Raw genomic sequence first — 17,822 nt, 5'->3', positions numbered from 1 at the left:
GTAATCTAATGCGCGAAACATAACGTCTGCTGAACAATGCGCAACGGACGTGGCTGTAATGTGTCGAGACTGCGATGGATACTCTAATCGACGTCGGCTGAGCCGAAATCTCCCAGCGTTTTTAAGGCGAATCGGAACTTGATGGAATCCTCGGGACCGAGATCTCGGTCGCGTGCCTCTGACCGCTCGAAGAAAATTTCAAAGCGTGAGCAGTCATCTTCATAGGCAACCCCCACGGTTTGGCGGATATCTGCAGGATCACTGATCCGTCCATTCAGGTTTGAACGCCCCGAAATGTCGCGGTTGAGACTGTAGAGAAGGTAGTAATTATCAGTGACTTTGAAGTCGGCTGAGACTTCGATGCCCTCATCGCTAAAGCCAGAATCTGTAACGTCTCCAGAAATGCTGTAATACCTTGTATTGCTACGGAAACGCCAAAGATTTGTTCTGAGCCGCGCATCAATTCGGTTCAGAGCGAAACTGTCATCATCGAGACGGACGCGTGTTTCAATTGTGAGCCCTTTTCCAAAATTCGCCGAGATGCCAGCGACCCAGTCCGAGACCGTACCATCCAAGTTCGATCCGACATCAAAAACCGGATCTGACGTATCCCGCCAACGCCGACCGCCGAGGGCCGAGATCGACATGCCGTTTTTCCACCGCGCAGAAATAGAAGCGCCGAGAGACGCTTTGCTGCCGCCCTCATAAGTGTCGAAGCCAGAGGCAGCATTCGCTTCGAACAAGGAGGTTTCGTCTAGCTCATAAAATAAGCTGTCTTCCACCGGAATATCTGGGTCATTGGTCCCTGCGGTACCGTAAGCAACAAGGGCTTCGGGTTCGATGATGATGTCGACAGATTTACCAGGCCGATAAAGCGGATAAGACACGCGTGTTCCGAGGGTTGCGACCCCGCGCGACACATTCGACGCACCGCTGGGAACATTGTCGAGTTGATAATAGTCGAACCGCCCTTCGGCGAATGGGGAGAGCAAGAGGCCATTATTCATGACATGCGACGTCGACCAATCCGCTCCCGTCGAGGCGCGATAGCTATCAACGCCCAGCTCACGCTCGAGAATGGCGGTTGAGCCTGATAGCGCCAGCTGACCGAAATCACCGAAATCATAGAGCTTCTCACCAAACATCAGTGGCAGCGCCCGCGGCAAACGCGCATCGCTATCGCCTTCACGATTGGTTTCGAAGGTCAGTAAGGCGCTTTCAACATACCAATCGGTGCTTTGCGCTTGGGTATAGAGTTGGTTGAGCAAATAGCGCGGTTGTCCGGCATAGAGCCCGCGTTTGTCATTTTCGCCCTCAATATCGTAGCGGCGGGTATAGAGGTCATCGCTCACTTGCTCGAGGGCAAAGCCCCAGCGCCAGCCGGGTCGAATCGCAAAGCCGCCTTCCGCAAACAAGTGGCCGCGAAACTCGTTATCGCCGAACTTTTCACCGTCTGAATCAAATTCTTGTTCTTGGGTGAAGCTGAAATTCGCCGACAACGAACCAGACCAGAACCGCTTGCGATATTGCATCTCGACCAGCGGATTAACATTGGCCATGACTTTCGGCGAAATGGTTAGATCTTGGTAGGGCGAGATCGCCCAATAATAGGGTTGTTCGTAAAATACGCCGAGTTTCGATGAGGTTCCGAAGTCTGGCTGCAAGAGGCCAGAGCGGCGTTCAGAATTTGGATCTGGGTGCGCGAAGAAGGGCAAATAGAAGACCGGGACACCGGCAATCTCAAGCACCGCATCGCGATACGACATCATTTGCGCTTCTTCATCCAACACCGCGCGCCGCGCTCGCAGCGCCCAGGTTGGGCGGTCATTCTCGTCGCAAACTTCGCACGAGGTATAAACAATCTTATCAAGCGCGTTATAGCCCTCGGCGGTCCGGACCGCAGATTCCGCAACCGCCAGACCGCCATCTGGCATCCGCGTGGAATATCCAATGACGAAGCCGTCTGCGAGGCTGGAATCGGTTTCAATCTCGTCGGCAAAGCTCTGTGATCCATCTGCATTGATGATCACGATATTGCCCATGGCGCGGACTTTATCGGTGTTGCGGTCATAGATGAGCCGGTCCGCGATCAGGACCCGGCCTTCATATTTCGCTTCAACATTGCCTTCGGCAACAACCGTATTCTCGTCTTCATTGACGAAGATATTGTCCGCATCGAGCACCACCGTGCCGACCTGGCGCGATATTTGTTCGGCATCATCGATGGGCGCATCTTCGACAGGTTCTTGTACGATGACGTCTTCAGCCGCTTCCTGAGTGGTTTCTGGAATGGGATCTTCGGCCGGTTCTTGAGCGAAAGCTGCTTCGATTTGCGCAACGCTTGCTGCCAAAAGCAGAAAACAAGTCCATTTGCGCATGCCGTGGCTCCGTACTCTAAGGTCCATTCCGCTTAGAACGTGCGCTTGCCAGCGTCCAGTGATGCGAACCCGCTTACGCGTTAAATAGCAGTCAGCTGTGGCTTTCCAGCGCCAATGAGGCAAACCCGCCGGCATAGGTCACCGCCATGCCAGAGAGTTCTAGCTCGACCAAGATCATCGCGCATCTTGCATATCCAATGTTCGCGACCCGTGCGATTTCAGCGATCGGCATCGGGTTTGGACCGAGCGCGAGCTTCACCGCTTCGACTTGATCGGCTGGGAGCGGTTCGGTCGCATCGAAATCTTCGAAATCGGTTGGCGGCGGCGCCTGAATGGAACGCATAAGGGGCGCAGCGAGCGCTTCGATCACGTCTTCAGCGTTGCGTACGAGGATCGCGCCTTGGCGAAGGAGTCGGTTGCTCCCAGCGGACCGGGCTTCTAGCGGCGAGGCCGGCACCGCCATCACTTCCCGGTTCTGTTCCAGCGCTGTGCGGGCTGAAATCAGAGATCCAGAGCGCTCCGCCGCCTCGATAACGACGACGCCTTCGGACAGGCCCGTAATGATTCGGTTACGGCGAGGGAAATCTTTCGCGGTGGCGCGGTGGCCGATTGGGCTTTCGCTGACCAGTAAACCGTATTGGCCTATCGCGTCATAGAGGCGCTGATGTTGCGGCGGGTAGATGTGATCCAAACCGCCCGCCAAAACGGCAATAGTTCCTCCTTCTAGGCTGGCGGCATGGGCTTCGCCATCAATCCCGCGCGCCAGTCCAGATACCACGGCATAGCCAGCCTTTGACAGATCGCTAGCGATGTCCCGCGCCATCTTTCGACCCGCAGCCGAAGCCTGGCGCGCGCCGACAATGGCCACCGTTCGCTGGGTGAAAATGTCCATTCGCCCTTTAACGGATAAGACCGGCGGCGGCGGAGAAAGCTGTTTTAAAAGAGGCGGATAATCTGTCTCTGCGGCGCACAAGATCCGTCCGCCCATTTTGTGTGTTTCTTCGAAATCACGCGCGATGTCTGCTCGTGCAGCGACCGCTTTCGCGGCTCGCCCGCGTGTGAGCGAGGGCAGGGCGTCGATCGCATTGGATGCCGACCCAAACTTTGCCAGGAGTTGGAAAAACGTGACCGGCCCAATGCGCGGTGTGCGCGCCAGCTGCAACCAATCGAGGATTTCTTCTGTGCTCAGTCCCCCAAGACTGTTAGCTATTTGGTTTTACTCCCAAATTTAGGCTCAGTCCCCGCGAGAAGCCGTTTGATGTTTTCGCGATGTGTCCAAAACACCAGCACACTTAATCCTAAAAGCGTGGCGGCAGCAAATTTCGTCTCGCCGAGTAGATAGGCGCCGAACGGAACAATCGCTGCGGCGACCAAAGCCGAAAGGGACGAAATTCTCGTCAGAGCGAACAGGCCGAGCCATATCGGCGCGCCGACCGCTAAAGCCAGTGGAGAGGCGAAGACGAGCAATCCCGCATATGTCGCCACGCCTTTGCCGCCCTTGAAGCCGAGCCAAATCGGATAGCAATGGCCCAAAAAGGCGATGGCTCCAGCAATCAATCCGACATTGCGTTGCCCGCTGACGGTTGCCATCAGCCAGACCGCAAGACCCGCTTTAAAACTATCGAGCAAGAGCGTTGCCAGCGCCAAGTCCTTGCGACCTGTGCGCAAAACATTGGTTGCGCCAATATTGCCGGAGCCGATCTCTCGAATATCCCCGAGACCTGCCACTCGTGTGATCAGCAGCCCAAACGGGATGGAGCCGAGCCCATAGCCCACAATTATTGCAGCCAGATACCAAATCATGCTCAGCCCTCATTCATTGCGGCTCATTGAACGCGCACCGCTCGATGCGTCAAGGGACCGACAACCTTCGTTCAGATGTGAGACTTTGCTTGCATCGCTTGTCAAATGCGCCCCATTTCTTATGAAGCCAGAAGCGGAAACAATACGAAACCGTAATGATCGCACATTTGTACTAAAGGGTCGAAAGACATGTCCGAAGCAGGCACGCGAAAATCTGGCCCAAGAGGCGCTAATCGCGAGCGTATTCTGCGTGCGGCCTTGGAAATCATCTCGACCAAAGGCGTCGACAAAGTGACTCATCGTGCAGTCGCAGCAGTAGCGGGCGTGTCGCCTGGCACCACAACCTACCATTTTGCAACGCGCGAAGATCTCGTGCGGGATGCGTTCTCGCTTTATATCGATGATTATCAGCGCACCTTGGTCGAGACGCTGACCAATCGCCCCGTAGAGACCAAAGACGATTTCATTCGGTTTCTTGGCGGTATGACAACGCTCAGCCCAGCGCAGTCTGGCTTAGAAGCTATCGAATATGAGATGGTGCTGTTCGCTGGGCGCGATGATGCGATGCGGATGCGCGTGGCCGCTTGGTCGCGAACGCTCGAGAGCTGGTTGTCGGATCCATTGGAGCGATTAGGAGCGAGCCGCCCACTGGAAGCAGCGCGGATGTTGGTCGCCTTATCTCGCGGCAGCGAGTTCGAGGTTCTATCGCGCAGTCAGGAAATCCATCGCGATCAATTCGCCAAACGGCTCGGCGCCTTGCTCGACGCCGTGTTGCGCTAGCCAGCGTTAGCTAAACGATCTAGCGCGGTTTGCAGGATGATTGCCGCCGCTGACGCGTCAATCGCTTCAGCGCGCCGCGCCCGGCTTAGATCCGCATCAATCATCACCCGCTCAGCCTCAGCGCTGGATAAACGTTCATCCTGAAAGGCTAGGGGGACATCGCGGAATTGCAGAATATTATGGACCAGCGCTTTCGCCGCCTGGACGCGCGGGCCGGAGCTGCCATCGAGATTTAGCGGCAGCCCAACAATCAGGCCGCAACAGCCGCGCTCATCATAGAGGTCAAACAGCGTCTCCAGAGATGGCCGCAGCTTGCGTCCTCGCGGAATAATCTCAATCGGGGTCGCAATCATCCGCAAACCGTCAGAGGCGGCGATGCCAATTGATTTAGCACCTGGGTCAATGCCGAGCAGGGGGCCGGATTTCGGAAACTGGGTGAGGTCGAGTTCAGGCATGGGCTTGTCTTCCCGCTCACTGGCGCGTATCGCTGCGCCGGTCAATCGGAGTTGCCAGTCGATGAGTGTTACCAAAGACGATGTTCGCAAAGTTGCGCGCCTGAGCCGGATCGCCGTGCCTGAAGATAAGCTCGAAACCCTCGCGGGTGAGCTAAGCGGCATTATGGGCTGGATTGAGCAGCTCAATGAAGTTGATATTGAAGGCGTCGAGCCGATGACCTCCGTCGTCGCAGCGAAACTGCCAATGCGCGACGACGTGGTCAGTGATGGCGGCATTCAGGACCAGGTTTTGGCCAACGCACCGAAGACCGATGAAGGCTTCTTCGTTGTGCCGAAAGCCGTCGAATAGAGGCTATTTGGCCTCTGCCGTTTCGACGTCTTCCGCTGGTTCATCAGAACCCTCAGACTCGACATCGCCTTCTTTGTCGGCATCCCGATCCCATTCATAAATCGCTTTAACGCGGCAGGATTGTTGGATCCCGCTGCCAGAATGATTTCCAAACGGCGAGTCGAAAGCAAACAAGCGATCGCCTTTGGTCAGGCAGCTCGAGGTCGAATCGATTGCCAAGCCTTGCGCCCAGTCCAAGTCGAAACAGCCCGGAAAGGTCTCGATCAAATAGTCGTCTAATCCTTCGCTGACGACGACGGCGCGTTTGGTGGTTTCTCCAAAGCCATCAATCTGGCTCGCGAAACAGAGCCGTTTAACTTCGTCGCCGCGCCGTGGATCATTCGCGAAAACCTGTTCGGCTTTCTCTTTTTCGCGCGCTTCGAGTTGTTCGGGTGTGAGGTCAGTGGCACATGCCGAAACGACAAAGAGCGTGGCGGCAAAGGCTATACGGTGGGACAACATAGCAGCTCCTTTGGCTGTGATAGATGATACGGTTACGCTGGGAGCTTTCCAATCAAATCATAGTGACCCTGAATGCAAGACAACGATGAACTGGAAACAACCGCGTTTAAAGCTTGTATTTAGCCCCCAAGGCGGCATACGAAGTCGCCTGAATTTAAGATTTGAAGACGGGAGCTCGCATGAGCGATCTGACAAAACTCACTTTAACGTCAGCCTTAGATGGTTTGGACAAAGGCGACTATTCTAGCGTCGAGCTAACGCAGGCTTTTGTTGACGCGATTTCGGCCTCAAATGCCTCACTGAATGCCTATGTGGTTGAAACCCCAGATCAGGCGCTTGCAATGGCCGCTGACTCAGATGCCCGGCGGGCAGACGGCAAAGCGGGCCGACTTGATGGCGCCCCGCTCGGGATCAAAGACCTCTATTGTACCAAAGGCGTCCGCACCACGGCGTGCTCAAACATATTGGGCGAGTTCACCCCGACTTATGAAAGCACTGTGACCCAGAATCTGTGGGACGAAGGCGCTGTTATGTTGGGCAAGCTCAACATGGATGAGTTCGCGATGGGCTCGTCTAACGAAACCTCACGGTTTGGTCCGCCGTCTAATCCATGGCGCCGAGGCGGAAGTAATGCAACGCTGACCGCTGGTGGATCCTCGGGCGGTTCAGCAACTGCCGTGGCAGCCGATATCTGCCTGGCGGCGACAGCGTCCGACACGGGCGGCTCCATTCGCCAACCCGCTGCATTTACAGGAACCGTAGGGATCAAGCCCACCTATGGCCGAGCCTCGCGCTGGGGCATGGTCGCGTTTGCGAGTTCCCTCGACCAAGCTGGCCCTATTGCGAAGACCGTCACGGATGCAGCGCTTCTCACAGAAGTCATGTGTTCGCACGATGAGAAGGACTCAACCTCGCTCAATGTCGAGACGCCAGATTGGGTGTCAGAGGTTCATAAAGGCGTGAAAGGCATGAAAATTGGCGTGCCGAAAGAGTATCGCGTTGATGGCATGCCGGAAGAGATCGAAAAGCTTTGGCAACAGGGCATTGAATGGCTCAAATCGATGGGCGCAGAGATCGTCGATGTCTCGTTGCCACACACGAAATATGCGCTGCCGGCCTATTACATCGTGGCGCCGGCGGAAGCCTCGTCAAACCTCGCTCGGTATGACGGTATGCGTTATGGCGCCCGGGAAAGCGGCGATGGGCTAATCGGGACCTATGAAGGCACGCGCGCATCAGGGTTCGGCGCTGAAGTGCAACGCCGCTTGATGATCGGGACTTATGTTCTCTCGTCAGGATATTATGACGCCTACTATTTGCGCGCCCAAAAAGTTCGGACGCGGATCCTTCAGGATTTTGAAACCGTGTTCGAAACCGTTGATGCGCTGCTCACGCCAACCTGCCCAAGTGCCGCTTTTGCCTATGGCGAGAAGACCGATGATCCGGTTCAAATGTATCTCAACGACATTTTCACGGTGACGGCGAACCTTGCGGGACTGCCTGGCATTTCGGTGCCAGCTGGCGTCGACAATGACGGTCTGCCCCTAGGGCTTCAGGTGATTGGCAAAGCGCTGGATGAAGCGGCCTGTTTCCGCGTCGCTGGCGCAATTGAGGAGGCGGCAGGGTTTGTCGCAAAGCCGGAGAAGTGGTGGTAGACTAGCGCGATGAGCCGACGCTTTCTCATCCTGATGGCATCGATCTTTGTCATATGCGTGGGCATCATGCTGCTCGCGGCGTTTAATTTCGGAGCGGATCCATTTCATGAACGGTCGCGCCATATTTGGGCGATGACCTTGATTGCGGCGGCCTATGTTGCTTTCCGAATTGCGATGATTGTTGATCGGTATTTGGAGAAAAAAGAATTCCAGGAGGGCACATCCTTTATGACAGGTTTGCCGATCTTTGGACGAAAAGAACACGCCATCGATCGCCGCCTCGCGGAAAGACGGGCACGGGTTGAAGCGGCTGAGAAGCGCGCTAAACACACAGACGAAACGAATGAGGAAAAAGGCGATGAGTGATCGTCCGACATATACGCTAAAAGGCGACACGGGTGACTGGGAAGTCGTGCTCGGGCTTGAGGTTCATGCGCAAGTCGCGTCGAATGCCAAGCTGTTTTCAGGCGCCTCAACTCAGTTCGGTGCAGAGCCGAACCAAAATGTCTCCCTGGTCGACGCGGCGATGCCTGGCATGCTGCCCGTGATCAATAAGTTCTGTGTTGAGCAGGCGGTTAAAACCGGCCTCGGCCTGAACGCTCAGATCAACAAATATTCACGCTTCGATCGCAAGAATTATTTCTATCCAGATCTGCCGCAAGGCTATCAGATCAGCCAGTTTGCGCACCCAATCGTCGGCGAAGGCGAGATCGAGGTAGATGTGGAGCCCGCGCATGGCGACCCGGCTTATGCGTTTTCTGTACGGATCGAGCGCCTTCACCTCGAGCAAGATGCGGGCAAGTCGATCCACGATATGGATCCGACCGCGACTTATGTCGATTTGAACCGGTCCGGCGTTGCCTTGATGGAAATTGTCTCGAAGCCAGATATCCGCACGCCCTTGGAAGCTGCTGCTTATGTCAAAAAGCTGAAATCCATCGTGGTTGCGCTTGGGACGTGCGACGGTGATATGGAAAAGGGCAATCTGCGCGCAGACGTAAATGTCTCGATCTGTAAAGCTGGTGCCTATGAGAAGTTCCGCGAGACTGGCGATTTCAGCCACCTCGGCACGCGTTGCGAAATCAAGAACATGAATTCGTTCCGATTCATCCAAGCCGCCATCGAGTACGAGGCACGGCGACAGATCGAAATCGTTGAAGGCGGTGGTGGGGTTGATCAAGAAACGCGCCTCTATGATCCTGACAAAGGCGAAACCCGCAGCATGCGGTCAAAAGAAGATGCGCACGATTATCGCTACTTCCCGGATCCGGACCTGTTGCCGCTTGAAATTGATGATGCCTTCATTGAAGGGATCAAAGTCAACCTGCCGGAACTGCCGGATCAAAAGCGCGCGCGGTTCGAAGCCGATTATGGCCTTTCACGCTATGATGCTGGGGTTTTGACCGCAGATGCGGAAAGCGCTGATTTTTACGAGACGGTTGCGACAGGTCGTGATCCTAAGCTGGCGGCAAACTGGGTGACGCAGGAGCTGTTCGGCTATCTCAACAAAGCCGAACTTGAACTTGCGACGAGCCCTGTCTCGGCTGTCCAGCTTGGCGGTTTGATCGATCTAATCAGCAGCGACGTGATCTCAGGCAAAATCGCTAAGGACGTGTTCCAACGCATGATTGATGGCGAAGGCGATCCAGCTGACATTGTCGAGAAACATGGCCTGAAACAGGTCACCGATACAGGCGCGATTGAAGCGATTGTCGACGAGGTCATCGCTTCAAATCCGGATCAGGCTGCGGCGGTCAAAGAGAAGCCAAAGACAATTGGCTGGTTCGTTGGCCAGGTCATGAAAGCCTCTGGCGGCAAAGCGAATCCGCAAGCCGTGAACAAGATCTTGCGCGAGAAGTTGGGGCTTTAAGAGCTCACGGACCGAAACAGCCCTCATCCTGAGCGAAGTCGAAGGACGAGGGCGGAGCGGCTCGGAGAATCATCCTTCGACTTCGCTCAAGATGAGGCTCGTTCAATCGAGGTGAGAGCGGATCTTCGTGGCGAGCGCTTCAAGCTCGCCCATATCTGCCATCTGTCCGCTTGCGTGACCCGCGAGTTTCTTGTCGATCCAGCGCGGAATAACATGGAAATGGAGGTGGAAGACGGTTTGCCCAGCGGGCGCGCCATTAAATTGGGTAACAACGACGCCATCTGGCGTCAGCGCTTTCTCAACGGCGCGGGCAACCGTTTGAACACGCTCCATATAGGCACCCAGCTTGTTAGTGGGCATGTCTAAAAAATTGCGAACCTCAACGTCTTTTGGAATAATCAGCGTATGGCCTTCGGCTTGCGGGAACACATCCATGAAGGCGAGCGCGACATCGTCTTCATAGACTTTCACGCTCGGCATCTCTCCGCGCAGGATCTTTGCGAATATATTATCGGGGTCATAGGCGGCGTGCAGGGTCATGTTGGATCCTTTTTAAACGGCGTGCGTTTTTCCAAATAAGCAGATTCATGTTCAACGGCTTGGCGTTCGCGCTCAAGATAATGGTCGATGGCCTCTCTCAGGCCCTTATGCGCGATCCAATGGGCTGAATGCGTTGTCACAGGGGCATAGCCGCGGGCGAGCTTGTGTCCGCCTTGAGCGCCAGCTTCGACGGAGCGCAGGCCGTTCTCGATCGCATAATCGATGGCTTGGTAATAGCAGGTTTCAAAATGCAGGAAGGGGCGGGGGTTGGAACAGCCCCAATACCGTCCATACAAAGTATCTGAGCCGATTAGGTTCAACGCGCCCGCAATCGGGACATCACCATCATAGGCCATGATCAGCAGGATCTTATCCGCAAGCCTTTCACCAAGCAGGGTGAACGTGTCTCGGTTGAGATAGGGATAGCCCCATTTGCGCGAGCCGGTGTCCATATAGAACTCAAAGAACGCGTCCCAATCCTGTTCCGTGATGGCCTCGCCAGTCAGGTGTTTGAACGTCAATCCCGCCTGCGCTTTTGCGCGCTCCTTGCGCAGATTTTTGCGTTTCGCGGATGACAAGGCTGCTAGGAAATCTGAAAAATCCGCATAGCCATCATTGTGCCAATGAAATTGCTGAGCGGTGCGAACGAGGAGGCCGGTTTCACCCATTTGATTGGCGAAGTCCGGCTCGACAAAATTGATGTGTAGAGACGAAAAATCGTTTTGTGCTGCGATCTGGATGGCTGCCGACAAAAGCGCATTCTCGAGGCGGCCCTGGTCTGGCCCAGGCGGGACCAAAAATCGGCGCCCGGTCACGGGCGTGAATGGCACCGCGCTCAACAGTTTTGGAAAGTATGAGCCGCCAGCACGTTCATACGCGTCAGCCCAACTGTGGTCGAACACAAACTCGCCTTGGCTGTGGGTCTTTGCGTAGAGCGGCATGGCAGCGAGCACGTCTTCTCCTGGCCCTTCCACCAGTATATGACACGGCGACCAGCCGGTTTCGGGTTGGGCAGCGCCAGACGATTCCATCGCTTCTAGAAATTCCCAGGTGAGGAACGGATCGAAGGGTAGGGATGGCGGATTTGCGAGGCGGTTCCAGGTCTCTGGGGCAACTTCATCCAGCCCAGAAATGATACGCGCTTTGAAAACCGTCTCGTCCATATTGTTCTATGTATTGAAAATATGGCGTTTTGCGAGCGCTGGATCGAAACCTTCGAAAATTTGACTTTCCGTGAGCGATGCGAGCGTCTCGCACGCCTCCGCACTTTTCACCGTCCATGTGATTAGTGGCAGAGTAGTGCGAGCCTCCTGAAGCGAGGCATTTTGCGCATCGCCCGTGTGACAGGCGAGGTAATCGACAGAGACCTTTGGCGTTGCGGCCAGGTTTTTCGTGGCATTGCCCTCACTTGGCGCAATCAACTGTCCGCGCATGATCGTCTCGGGAATGCTCGCCACGGCCAGGGTCGAGAAACTCATCATCGCCGCTGGACCTTCATGAGCGTCGATCAGTGCTGCTACAGCAGCGCAGAAGACGACTGGATCAGTCTCGCCATCGATCTTTATCTCGCACAGCAGGGGTGTTTGTGCTGGCCAGTCTGACAGAAGGTCTTCGAGCCGAATGATTTCGCCGCCGCCTCTCAAGGGGAGCTCCACCAAGTCACTGGCGCGTCTTTCCTCAACTTTGCCGGTTTCCTGGGTCATCCGATCAAGCGTCGGGTCGTGGAAGATGATCGGTACGCCATCAGCAGACGGGCGAACATCAAACTCGATCCCGAGCCCTTGCACGGCAGCGGCTTGGAATGCTGCCATGCTGTTTTCCGGCAGACCGTCATTCGTCCAAAGCCCGCGATGGGCATAGGCAAAGTCTTGAAGCTGGAAGCGCTTAGCCAATTTCGAATATGCCGTCGACTTCCACCGCAACGCCTAGCGGGAGCACGGGGCTAGCTACGGCGAACCGCGCATGACGTCCGGCGTCGCCAAACACGTCAACCATCAGGTTCGAGCAGCCATTGATGACTTGCGGGATCTCCACAAAATCGGGGTGGGCGTTCACGAACCCGCCCAATTTCACGACGCGTTTGATCCGGGACAGATCACCCACCGCCGCTTTGCATTGTGCGAGCAAGTTTAAACCGCAGAAGCGCGCGGCGGCTTGGCCTTCTTCCACGCTCATATTCTCACCCAAGCGGCCGATGACCCGTCCGTCCGGACCGGCACTCACTTGGCCAGAGACGAAAAGCTGCTGGCCGCTAATGACGAAGGGGACGTAATTGGCCACCGCGGGCATCGGCTCTGGCAATGTGATTCCAAGGTCTGCGAGACGGCTTTCAGGGGTCGACATACTAGCACTCCATAATTTTCGCCCAGCTAGCGCGCCTGCCTGCCCATGTGCAAGCCTGATTACGATTTACGGGCTTTTTCTGCCGCTAGTTTGATCGAGCGACCCGTCATCACAGAGGCGTTTCCGAACTTCGATCTTGCTGCATCACTGGCGCGTTCTGCTTTCGCGCGTTTTTCGACGCCGGGGTCAATCAGGTCGCGGGTGTCAAATTTCGCTTCCTGGAGATGTGATAGGCCAATACCAATCAGTCGATACGCGCGCTCGCCGGTGCTTTCCCGCTTCAACATAGGCTTCATGACGCGGAACATGGCGTTTGCCAGATTAGTGGCCGCTGGCAGCGTTGCGGACCGGGTCAGCGTCCGAAAATCCTTGGTCTTAAGCTTTAGCGTAATGGTCGAGCCTTCGACATTGTGGCGTTTGGCCCGAATGGCGGTCTCTTCACAGACTTGCCACAACCGATCTTCGAGAATGTCATAGGAACGAATATCGGTTTCAAAGGTACGTTCCGCCGAAACGGATTTGCGAATCGTATCGGTGCGTACTGGCCGATTGTCGATGCCTTGCGCGCGTTGATGCAGCCACAGCCCGGTCTCGCCATAATGGCGGATAAGCTCTCGTGCTTCGCTGGTCTGCAAGTCACCGACATAGCGATATCCGTCTCGTTCTAGCTTCTTGGCGAGCTGTTTGCCGACGCCATGCAGGAAGCCGACAGGCTGCTCCGCGAGAAATGCCATCGCCTCAGATTGGGCGATCAGCGCAAAACCCCTCGGCTTATCTAGTTCACTCGCCGTTTTTGCGAGGAATTTGTTTTCTGAAAGCCCAATCGAAATCGTGATGCCGATATCTTTCTCCACCTCTCGTGCCAGCCGGCTCAGGGATACCGCCGGAAAAGCGCCAGAAAGGCGGGTTGTGCCGGACAGGTCCAAAAACCCTTCATCAATGCTCAGCATCTGCACGCGGGGGGTGAGCGAGCGGAACTTTTCTTGGATCTGTTTCGAGGCGGTGGAGTAAGCCTCCCGCCTTGGCCTGATCACGATCGCCTCTGGGCACGCTTTAAGCGCCTTAAACATCGGCATCGCAGACCGCACGCCATTCAGCCGCGCGATATAGCAGCAAGTCGTCACCACGCCTCGTTTCCCGCCGCCGACAATTACGGGTTTGTCTTTCAGGTCTGGATTGTCGCGCTTCTCGATGGCTGCGAAGAAGGCGTCACAATCGATATGAGCGATGCAGAGGGTTTCAAGCTCCGGGTGCGAAATGATGCGATAGGATCCGCAGGTCTGACACTGATCAATTGTGTCAGAGACATGGGCATCGCAGTCTCGGCACAGGGAAGGCATATTTGTTCATGCCATGTTCTTGGGTGTGGAGCAATTGGAAAAGAATCGTTAACGAAGCTATTGTTACAAGCAAGCGGGGCAAATGAACGCCTTGTATGATTCGGAACCGAGCGCATGGCAGAGCCGATCTCTCGCAAAGTCCTGATTGTCGAAGACAATGCGTTGAACATGCGCCTGTTCAGCGACTTGCTGGAGGCGAGTGGCTACGAGACGTTGCAATGTGTGGACGGCGCGAAAGCTGTCGGCATCGCGCTCGAAGAGAAACCGGATCTGATCGTCATGGATATCCAGCTACCTGAGGTTTCAGGCCTCGATATTACACGCTGGCTGAAAGACGATGAGCGGACCTCTGGCATCCCTGTCCTAGCTGTCACTGCGTTTGCCATGCGGACAGATGAAATGCTGGTCCGGGAAGCGGGGTGTGAGGGCTATCTCTCGAAACCCATCCAAGTGCGCTCATTCCTGAAAACCGTTGACGAACTCGTGTCCAGCCAAGCTGCGGCATAAAAAAACCGAGCACGTGGCTCGGTTTTTCGTAATCTATTCAAGGCGTAGAGATCTTATTTGATCTTACCTTCTTTGAACTCGACATGCTTTTTCGCAATCGGATCATACTTCCGCTTGACCATTTTCTCGGTCATGTTGCGTGGGTTCTTTTTCGTGACGTAGAAGAACCCGGTGCCTGCAGTTGAATTCAGGCGAATTTTAATCGTTGCCGGTTTGGCCATAACGGTGCGCCTTTAATTTAGGGCTGAAACTCGAAAACGCGTCTAATGATGGGTTGTGAGGCTGAAGTCAACCGCTCTCTCGCATCAAATTCGGTCGGCTGAGTGACCAGACCGCGTCCACCTCAAAAATGGTGGTCCCAATTCGTCTTTTTTGGCGAGCCGTTCTTCGATTTCACCAAGCATAAATCGGGTCACATTCGGTAGATCGAGCGCCAAGGCGTCGCGCAGCGAGACCCATTGCAGATCATGCAGTTCGGCGCCGTCGAGCGGCGGGCGGTCGTCGATCAGAATTTTTTCGGCTTCTGCCATGAAGAAGCGGGCATCAAACCGCTTCGGGCGATACGGCGGTGTCACAGCCCGGCCGATGAAGCGTAAATGCTCCAAACAAGGCGCGATATCCATATCATATAAAGGTTGCCACCCTTGTGGCGCTTTGCTCGGCATTTCAGCTTGCCGACCCAGCAAAAGGCCTGTTTCTTCGAACGTTTCGCGAATGGCGGTCAGGGCGAAAGCACGCGGAAGGCGGCGGGCTTGGTATTGGAGGCGCGCAGCTTCAAGATCTTGCAGTTCGCTATAACTGACGACACGTCCATCTTGAGGATCAACCCTCCCGCCTGGAAAGACATATTTGTCGGGCATAAAGTCATGGCGACCGGATCGCTTACCCATCAACACGCGCGGTTGAGTTTGGTCGCGGCGGACGAGGATCAGCGTCGCGGCATCCTTCGGGCGAGGGCTCGGCTTGTTTTCTAGAATGACTTCGCCGGCATCTTCGCGGTCATAAGCCGTGCCTAGGTCAGGTTTACTCATCGCCGTTTTTTGCCTTTTCCGCCTGATTTTCCGCGTCCCCGGTTCTTGTTGCCAGAGCTTTTACTGCGATCAAAGCGCTTCCCCCGCGTCCGAGGCTGTAATTTCTCGCCTGGTTTACGGGGCTTTGGGTCGGATGTCAGTTCGACGAGCAAGCCGCCCTCAAGTGGTGTCACTTCGCGCAGTCGCACAGTGACAGACTGGCCCAACTCATAGCGTTTGCCGGATTGGTCGCCGATAAGTGCTTGGGCGGCCTCGCGATAGCCCCAATATTCGTCAGAGATCCTGGAGGCGGGACAGAAGCCGTCGGCGCCGGTTTCTTCCAGTCGGATGAAGAGGCCCGATGCAGTGACGCCGGTAATCCGTCCAGGAAACTCCGCGCCGACTCGGTCAGCGAGGTAATGGGCAAGATATCGGTCCGTCGCGTCGCGCTCTGCAGCCATGGAGCGGCGTTCGGTTTGGACCAAGTGTTCGGCAGTTTCGTCTAGCTGGACCGCTTGTTTCTCATCCAGTCCGTCAGGTCCAAATTTCAACGCCTTTATCAGAGCTCGATGCACAATCAGGTCGCTATAGCGCCGGATCGGGCTGGTAAAGTGCGCATACTTTTTCAAGTTGAGCCCGAAATGACCGATATTTTCGGGGCTGTAAATGGCTTGGCTCTGCGTGCGTAAAATGATCTCAGACACTGCTTCCGCTTGATCGGTTTCAGCAAAATCAGAAAGCAGGCGATTGAAGCGATTGGTCTGGGTCTTTTCACCTAAGGGCCACTTCACATCGATGGTCTTCAAGAACTCCGCCAAAGCTGCAATCTTCGCATCTGAAGGCGCATCATGGACGCGATAAAGCAGGGGTGTGTTTCGGGTCTCGAGTTCTTCGGCCGCACAAACATTGGCTTGGATCATAAACTCTTCGATCAGTTTATGCGCATCAAACCGTTCTTTTGTCCGAATCCCCGCAACTGTACCATCTGTTGCGATTTCGACTTTGCGTTCGGGCAGATCCAGTTCAAGCGGCGCGCGCCGCATCCGCGCCTTCGAGACCGCCTCATAAGCCGCCCAGAGTGGTTTGAGCACGGTGTCCAAGAGCGTTGCAGCTCGATCACTCGGATTTCCATCAATCGCTTGTTGCGCCTCTTCATACGAGAGCGCCCCGGCCGACCGCATTACAGCGCGCAAGAAGCGGTGTTTGCGTTTGGTGCCCGATTTATCGAACTCGATCTCGACCGCCATACATTGGCGATCTTGTCCCTCTTTCAAAGAACAGGCATCGGCGCTGAGCTCAAACGGAAGCATTGGTACGACCCGATCCGGGAAATAGGTTGAATTGCCGCGTTTCAACGCTTCTTGATCGAGTGCGCTGCCAGGCGTCACAAAGGCCGCGACATCTGCGATGGCGACAATCACGCGGTATCCCTCCTCCAGCGCTTCGGCATAGACCGCATCATCATGATCCCGCGCATCGGCGGGGTCGATTGTGATCAGGGGCGTCTCGCGCAGGTCGGTGCGTTCTACGTCCGCCGGTTTTGCGGATTGGGCCTGTTCCAGCACGGCCTCTGGAAAGTCGGTGGGAATATCATAGGCCGCGATTGAGATAATAGAGGCCGCGCGCGGATCTTCTCGGCGCCCGAGGATTTGTGCGATTTCAGCCCGCACCGGGCCATAGCCGCGTTGTGGGAATGGGGTCGCCATAACCAGATCGCCATCTTCGGCGCCGTTTCGGTCGGCCTCGCGAATGTGCAGCTCGTGTTTGATCTTACGGCTCGCAGGTTTGACTCGGCCGCCGCGATCGGTGCGAATATAGACGCCGGTGACTGGCCGTTCTTCGTCGCGCGTTTCAAACAGTTTCATCAGACGCGCAGTCCAGACGCCATCGGTCTCTTTCAGGCGCGCGAGACCGCGATCACCGACCCCTGGCGCTGGGCCGCGAGATTTGCCCGAATAGCCGTCATAGAGCAATTGTGGACCATAAGCGCCTTGCTTGCCAAAGGCGCGCGCGATCAGTTCACCATTCTCGTCTGTTCCTTCAAACCGAATGACAGAGGTCGGCGGCGGTGTATCAGATTGTGCCCAAGCCCGGCGACCTGTCTTGGTCAGCGTGCCATCGGCTTCTAACTCTTTGAGAATGGCGCGTAGAGTCTGGCGTTCACGCCCTTTGACTTTAAGGCCGCGTGCGATTTCTTGTTTGGTGGTGGCGTCCGGGTTGTTTTTAAGAAACGCGAGGACGGTATCTCGATCTGGAAAGCTCATTGCGCGCGCCATACAGGAAGTTGCGGC

At 55.7% G+C, this 17,822-nt stretch carries 19 protein-coding genes; 6 read left to right on the top strand and 13 right to left on the bottom strand.

The features are described from left to right. Positions 1 to 83: 83 nt before the first annotated feature. From MY069_RS01010 to plsY, 3 genes are all read right to left on the bottom strand, one after another. Positions 84 to 2,378 carry an LPS-assembly protein LptD gene (locus MY069_RS01010; protein ID WP_482795215.1) on the bottom strand — a complete coding sequence of 765 codons (2,295 nt, stop codon included), beginning with the start codon at positions 2,376 to 2,378 and terminating at the stop codon, positions 84 to 86. A 91-nt stretch (positions 2,379 to 2,469) separates the two neighbouring features. After that, positions 2,470 to 3,552, bottom strand: coding sequence for a DNA-processing protein DprA (gene dprA, locus MY069_RS01005; RefSeq protein ID WP_482796735.1), 1,083 nt, complete (start codon positions 3,550 to 3,552; stop codon positions 2,470 to 2,472). Between the two features lie 32 nt (positions 3,553 to 3,584). Further along, the gene (gene plsY / locus MY069_RS01000) at positions 3,585 to 4,181 is read right to left on the bottom strand and encodes a glycerol-3-phosphate 1-O-acyltransferase PlsY (RefSeq protein WP_482795214.1); all 597 of its coding nucleotides are present in this window, start codon (positions 4,179 to 4,181) and stop codon (positions 3,585 to 3,587) included. Between the two features lie 189 nt (positions 4,182 to 4,370). Here plsY and MY069_RS00995 point away from each other — a divergent pair, with 189 nt between their 5' ends. Further along, complete coding sequence (locus MY069_RS00995; protein WP_482795213.1) at positions 4,371 to 4,961, top strand: TetR/AcrR family transcriptional regulator; 591 nt, start codon at positions 4,371 to 4,373, stop codon at positions 4,959 to 4,961. Here the strand turns inward: MY069_RS00995 and ruvX are convergent. Continuing rightward, the gene (gene ruvX / locus MY069_RS00990; protein WP_482795212.1) at positions 4,958 to 5,416 is read right to left on the bottom strand and encodes a Holliday junction resolvase RuvX; all 459 of its coding nucleotides are present in this window, start codon (positions 5,414 to 5,416) and stop codon (positions 4,958 to 4,960) included. The genes MY069_RS00995 and ruvX overlap by 4 nt on opposite strands. A 61-nt stretch (positions 5,417 to 5,477) precedes the next feature. On the opposite strand from ruvX, the gene gatC reads away from it, so the two are divergent. After that, entirely contained in the window at positions 5,478 to 5,765 is a 288-nt protein-coding gene (gene gatC, locus MY069_RS00985; protein ID WP_482795211.1) for an Asp-tRNA(Asn)/Glu-tRNA(Gln) amidotransferase subunit GatC, read from the top strand. Positions 5,766 to 5,768: 3 nt separating this feature from the next. Here gatC and MY069_RS00980 read toward each other — a convergent pair whose 3' ends face one another. Next, positions 5,769 to 6,266: a DUF6491 family protein gene (locus MY069_RS00980; protein WP_482795210.1), complete on the bottom strand. Its 498-nt coding sequence runs from the start codon at positions 6,264 to 6,266 to the stop codon at positions 5,769 to 5,771. 179 nt (positions 6,267 to 6,445) lie between these two features. Between MY069_RS00980 and gatA the strand changes: the two genes are divergently transcribed. The 3 genes from gatA to gatB are packed head-to-tail and all read left to right on the top strand — an operon-like array spanning position 6,446 to position 9,791. Further along, on the top strand, positions 6,446 to 7,921 hold the full coding sequence (gene gatA, locus MY069_RS00975; RefSeq protein WP_482795209.1) for an Asp-tRNA(Asn)/Glu-tRNA(Gln) amidotransferase subunit GatA: 1,476 nt from the start codon (positions 6,446 to 6,448) through the stop codon (positions 7,919 to 7,921). A gap of 9 nt (positions 7,922 to 7,930) precedes the next feature. Next, positions 7,931 to 8,287: a hypothetical protein gene (locus MY069_RS00970; protein ID WP_482795208.1), complete on the top strand. Its 357-nt coding sequence runs from the start codon at positions 7,931 to 7,933 to the stop codon at positions 8,285 to 8,287. Next, positions 8,280 to 9,791 carry an Asp-tRNA(Asn)/Glu-tRNA(Gln) amidotransferase subunit GatB gene (gene gatB / locus MY069_RS00965; RefSeq protein WP_482795207.1) on the top strand — a complete coding sequence of 504 codons (1,512 nt, stop codon included), beginning with the start codon at positions 8,280 to 8,282 and terminating at the stop codon, positions 9,789 to 9,791. Before MY069_RS00970 ends, gatB begins: the two co-directional genes overlap by 8 nt. A gap of 102 nt (positions 9,792 to 9,893) precedes the next feature. Here gatB and MY069_RS00960 read toward each other — a convergent pair whose 3' ends face one another. The 5 genes from MY069_RS00960 to MY069_RS00940 are packed head-to-tail and all read right to left on the bottom strand — an operon-like array spanning position 9,894 to position 14,014. Continuing rightward, positions 9,894 to 10,331, bottom strand: coding sequence for an HIT family protein (locus MY069_RS00960; RefSeq protein ID WP_482795206.1), 438 nt, complete (start codon positions 10,329 to 10,331; stop codon positions 9,894 to 9,896). Continuing rightward, the gene (locus MY069_RS00955) at positions 10,328 to 11,494 is read right to left on the bottom strand and encodes a GNAT family N-acetyltransferase (RefSeq protein WP_482795205.1); all 1,167 of its coding nucleotides are present in this window, start codon (positions 11,492 to 11,494) and stop codon (positions 10,328 to 10,330) included. Before MY069_RS00955 ends, MY069_RS00960 begins: the two co-directional genes overlap by 4 nt. Before the next feature lie 6 nt (positions 11,495 to 11,500). Continuing rightward, a complete protein-coding gene (locus MY069_RS00950; protein ID WP_482795204.1) occupies positions 11,501 to 12,223 on the bottom strand; it encodes a glycerophosphodiester phosphodiesterase family protein in 723 nt (240 codons plus the stop codon). Beyond that, on the bottom strand, positions 12,216 to 12,674 hold the full coding sequence (locus MY069_RS00945; RefSeq protein WP_482795203.1) for a RidA family protein: 459 nt from the start codon (positions 12,672 to 12,674) through the stop codon (positions 12,216 to 12,218). Before MY069_RS00945 ends, MY069_RS00950 begins: the two co-directional genes overlap by 8 nt. 59 nt (positions 12,675 to 12,733) lie before the next feature. Next, positions 12,734 to 14,014: a DNA polymerase IV gene (locus MY069_RS00940; RefSeq protein ID WP_482795202.1), complete on the bottom strand. Its 1,281-nt coding sequence runs from the start codon at positions 14,012 to 14,014 to the stop codon at positions 12,734 to 12,736. 114 nt (positions 14,015 to 14,128) lie between these two features. Between MY069_RS00940 and MY069_RS00935 the strand changes: the two genes are divergently transcribed. Continuing rightward, on the top strand, positions 14,129 to 14,521 hold the full coding sequence (locus tag MY069_RS00935; protein WP_482795201.1) for a response regulator: 393 nt from the start codon (positions 14,129 to 14,131) through the stop codon (positions 14,519 to 14,521). A gap of 53 nt (positions 14,522 to 14,574) precedes the next feature. Here MY069_RS00935 and rpmG read toward each other — a convergent pair whose 3' ends face one another. The 3 genes from rpmG to rnr all read right to left on the bottom strand — a co-directional run bounded on the left by rpmG (position 14,575) and on the right by rnr (position 17,795). After that, complete coding sequence (rpmG, locus tag MY069_RS00930) at positions 14,575 to 14,742, bottom strand: 50S ribosomal protein L33 (protein ID WP_070959537.1); 168 nt, start codon at positions 14,740 to 14,742, stop codon at positions 14,575 to 14,577. An 84-nt stretch (positions 14,743 to 14,826) separates the two neighbouring features. After that, on the bottom strand, positions 14,827 to 15,552 hold the full coding sequence (locus tag MY069_RS00925; protein ID WP_482795200.1) for an NUDIX hydrolase: 726 nt from the start codon (positions 15,550 to 15,552) through the stop codon (positions 14,827 to 14,829). Beyond that, entirely contained in the window at positions 15,549 to 17,795 is a 2,247-nt protein-coding gene (gene rnr / locus MY069_RS00920; RefSeq protein WP_482795199.1) for a ribonuclease R, read from the bottom strand. Before rnr ends, MY069_RS00925 begins: the two co-directional genes overlap by 4 nt. Positions 17,796 to 17,822 lie beyond the last annotated feature (27 nt).

It is taken from the genome of Hyphomonas sp. ske169 (assembly GCF_056850855.1).
This window is presented reverse-complemented; position numbering and strand designations above follow the sequence as displayed.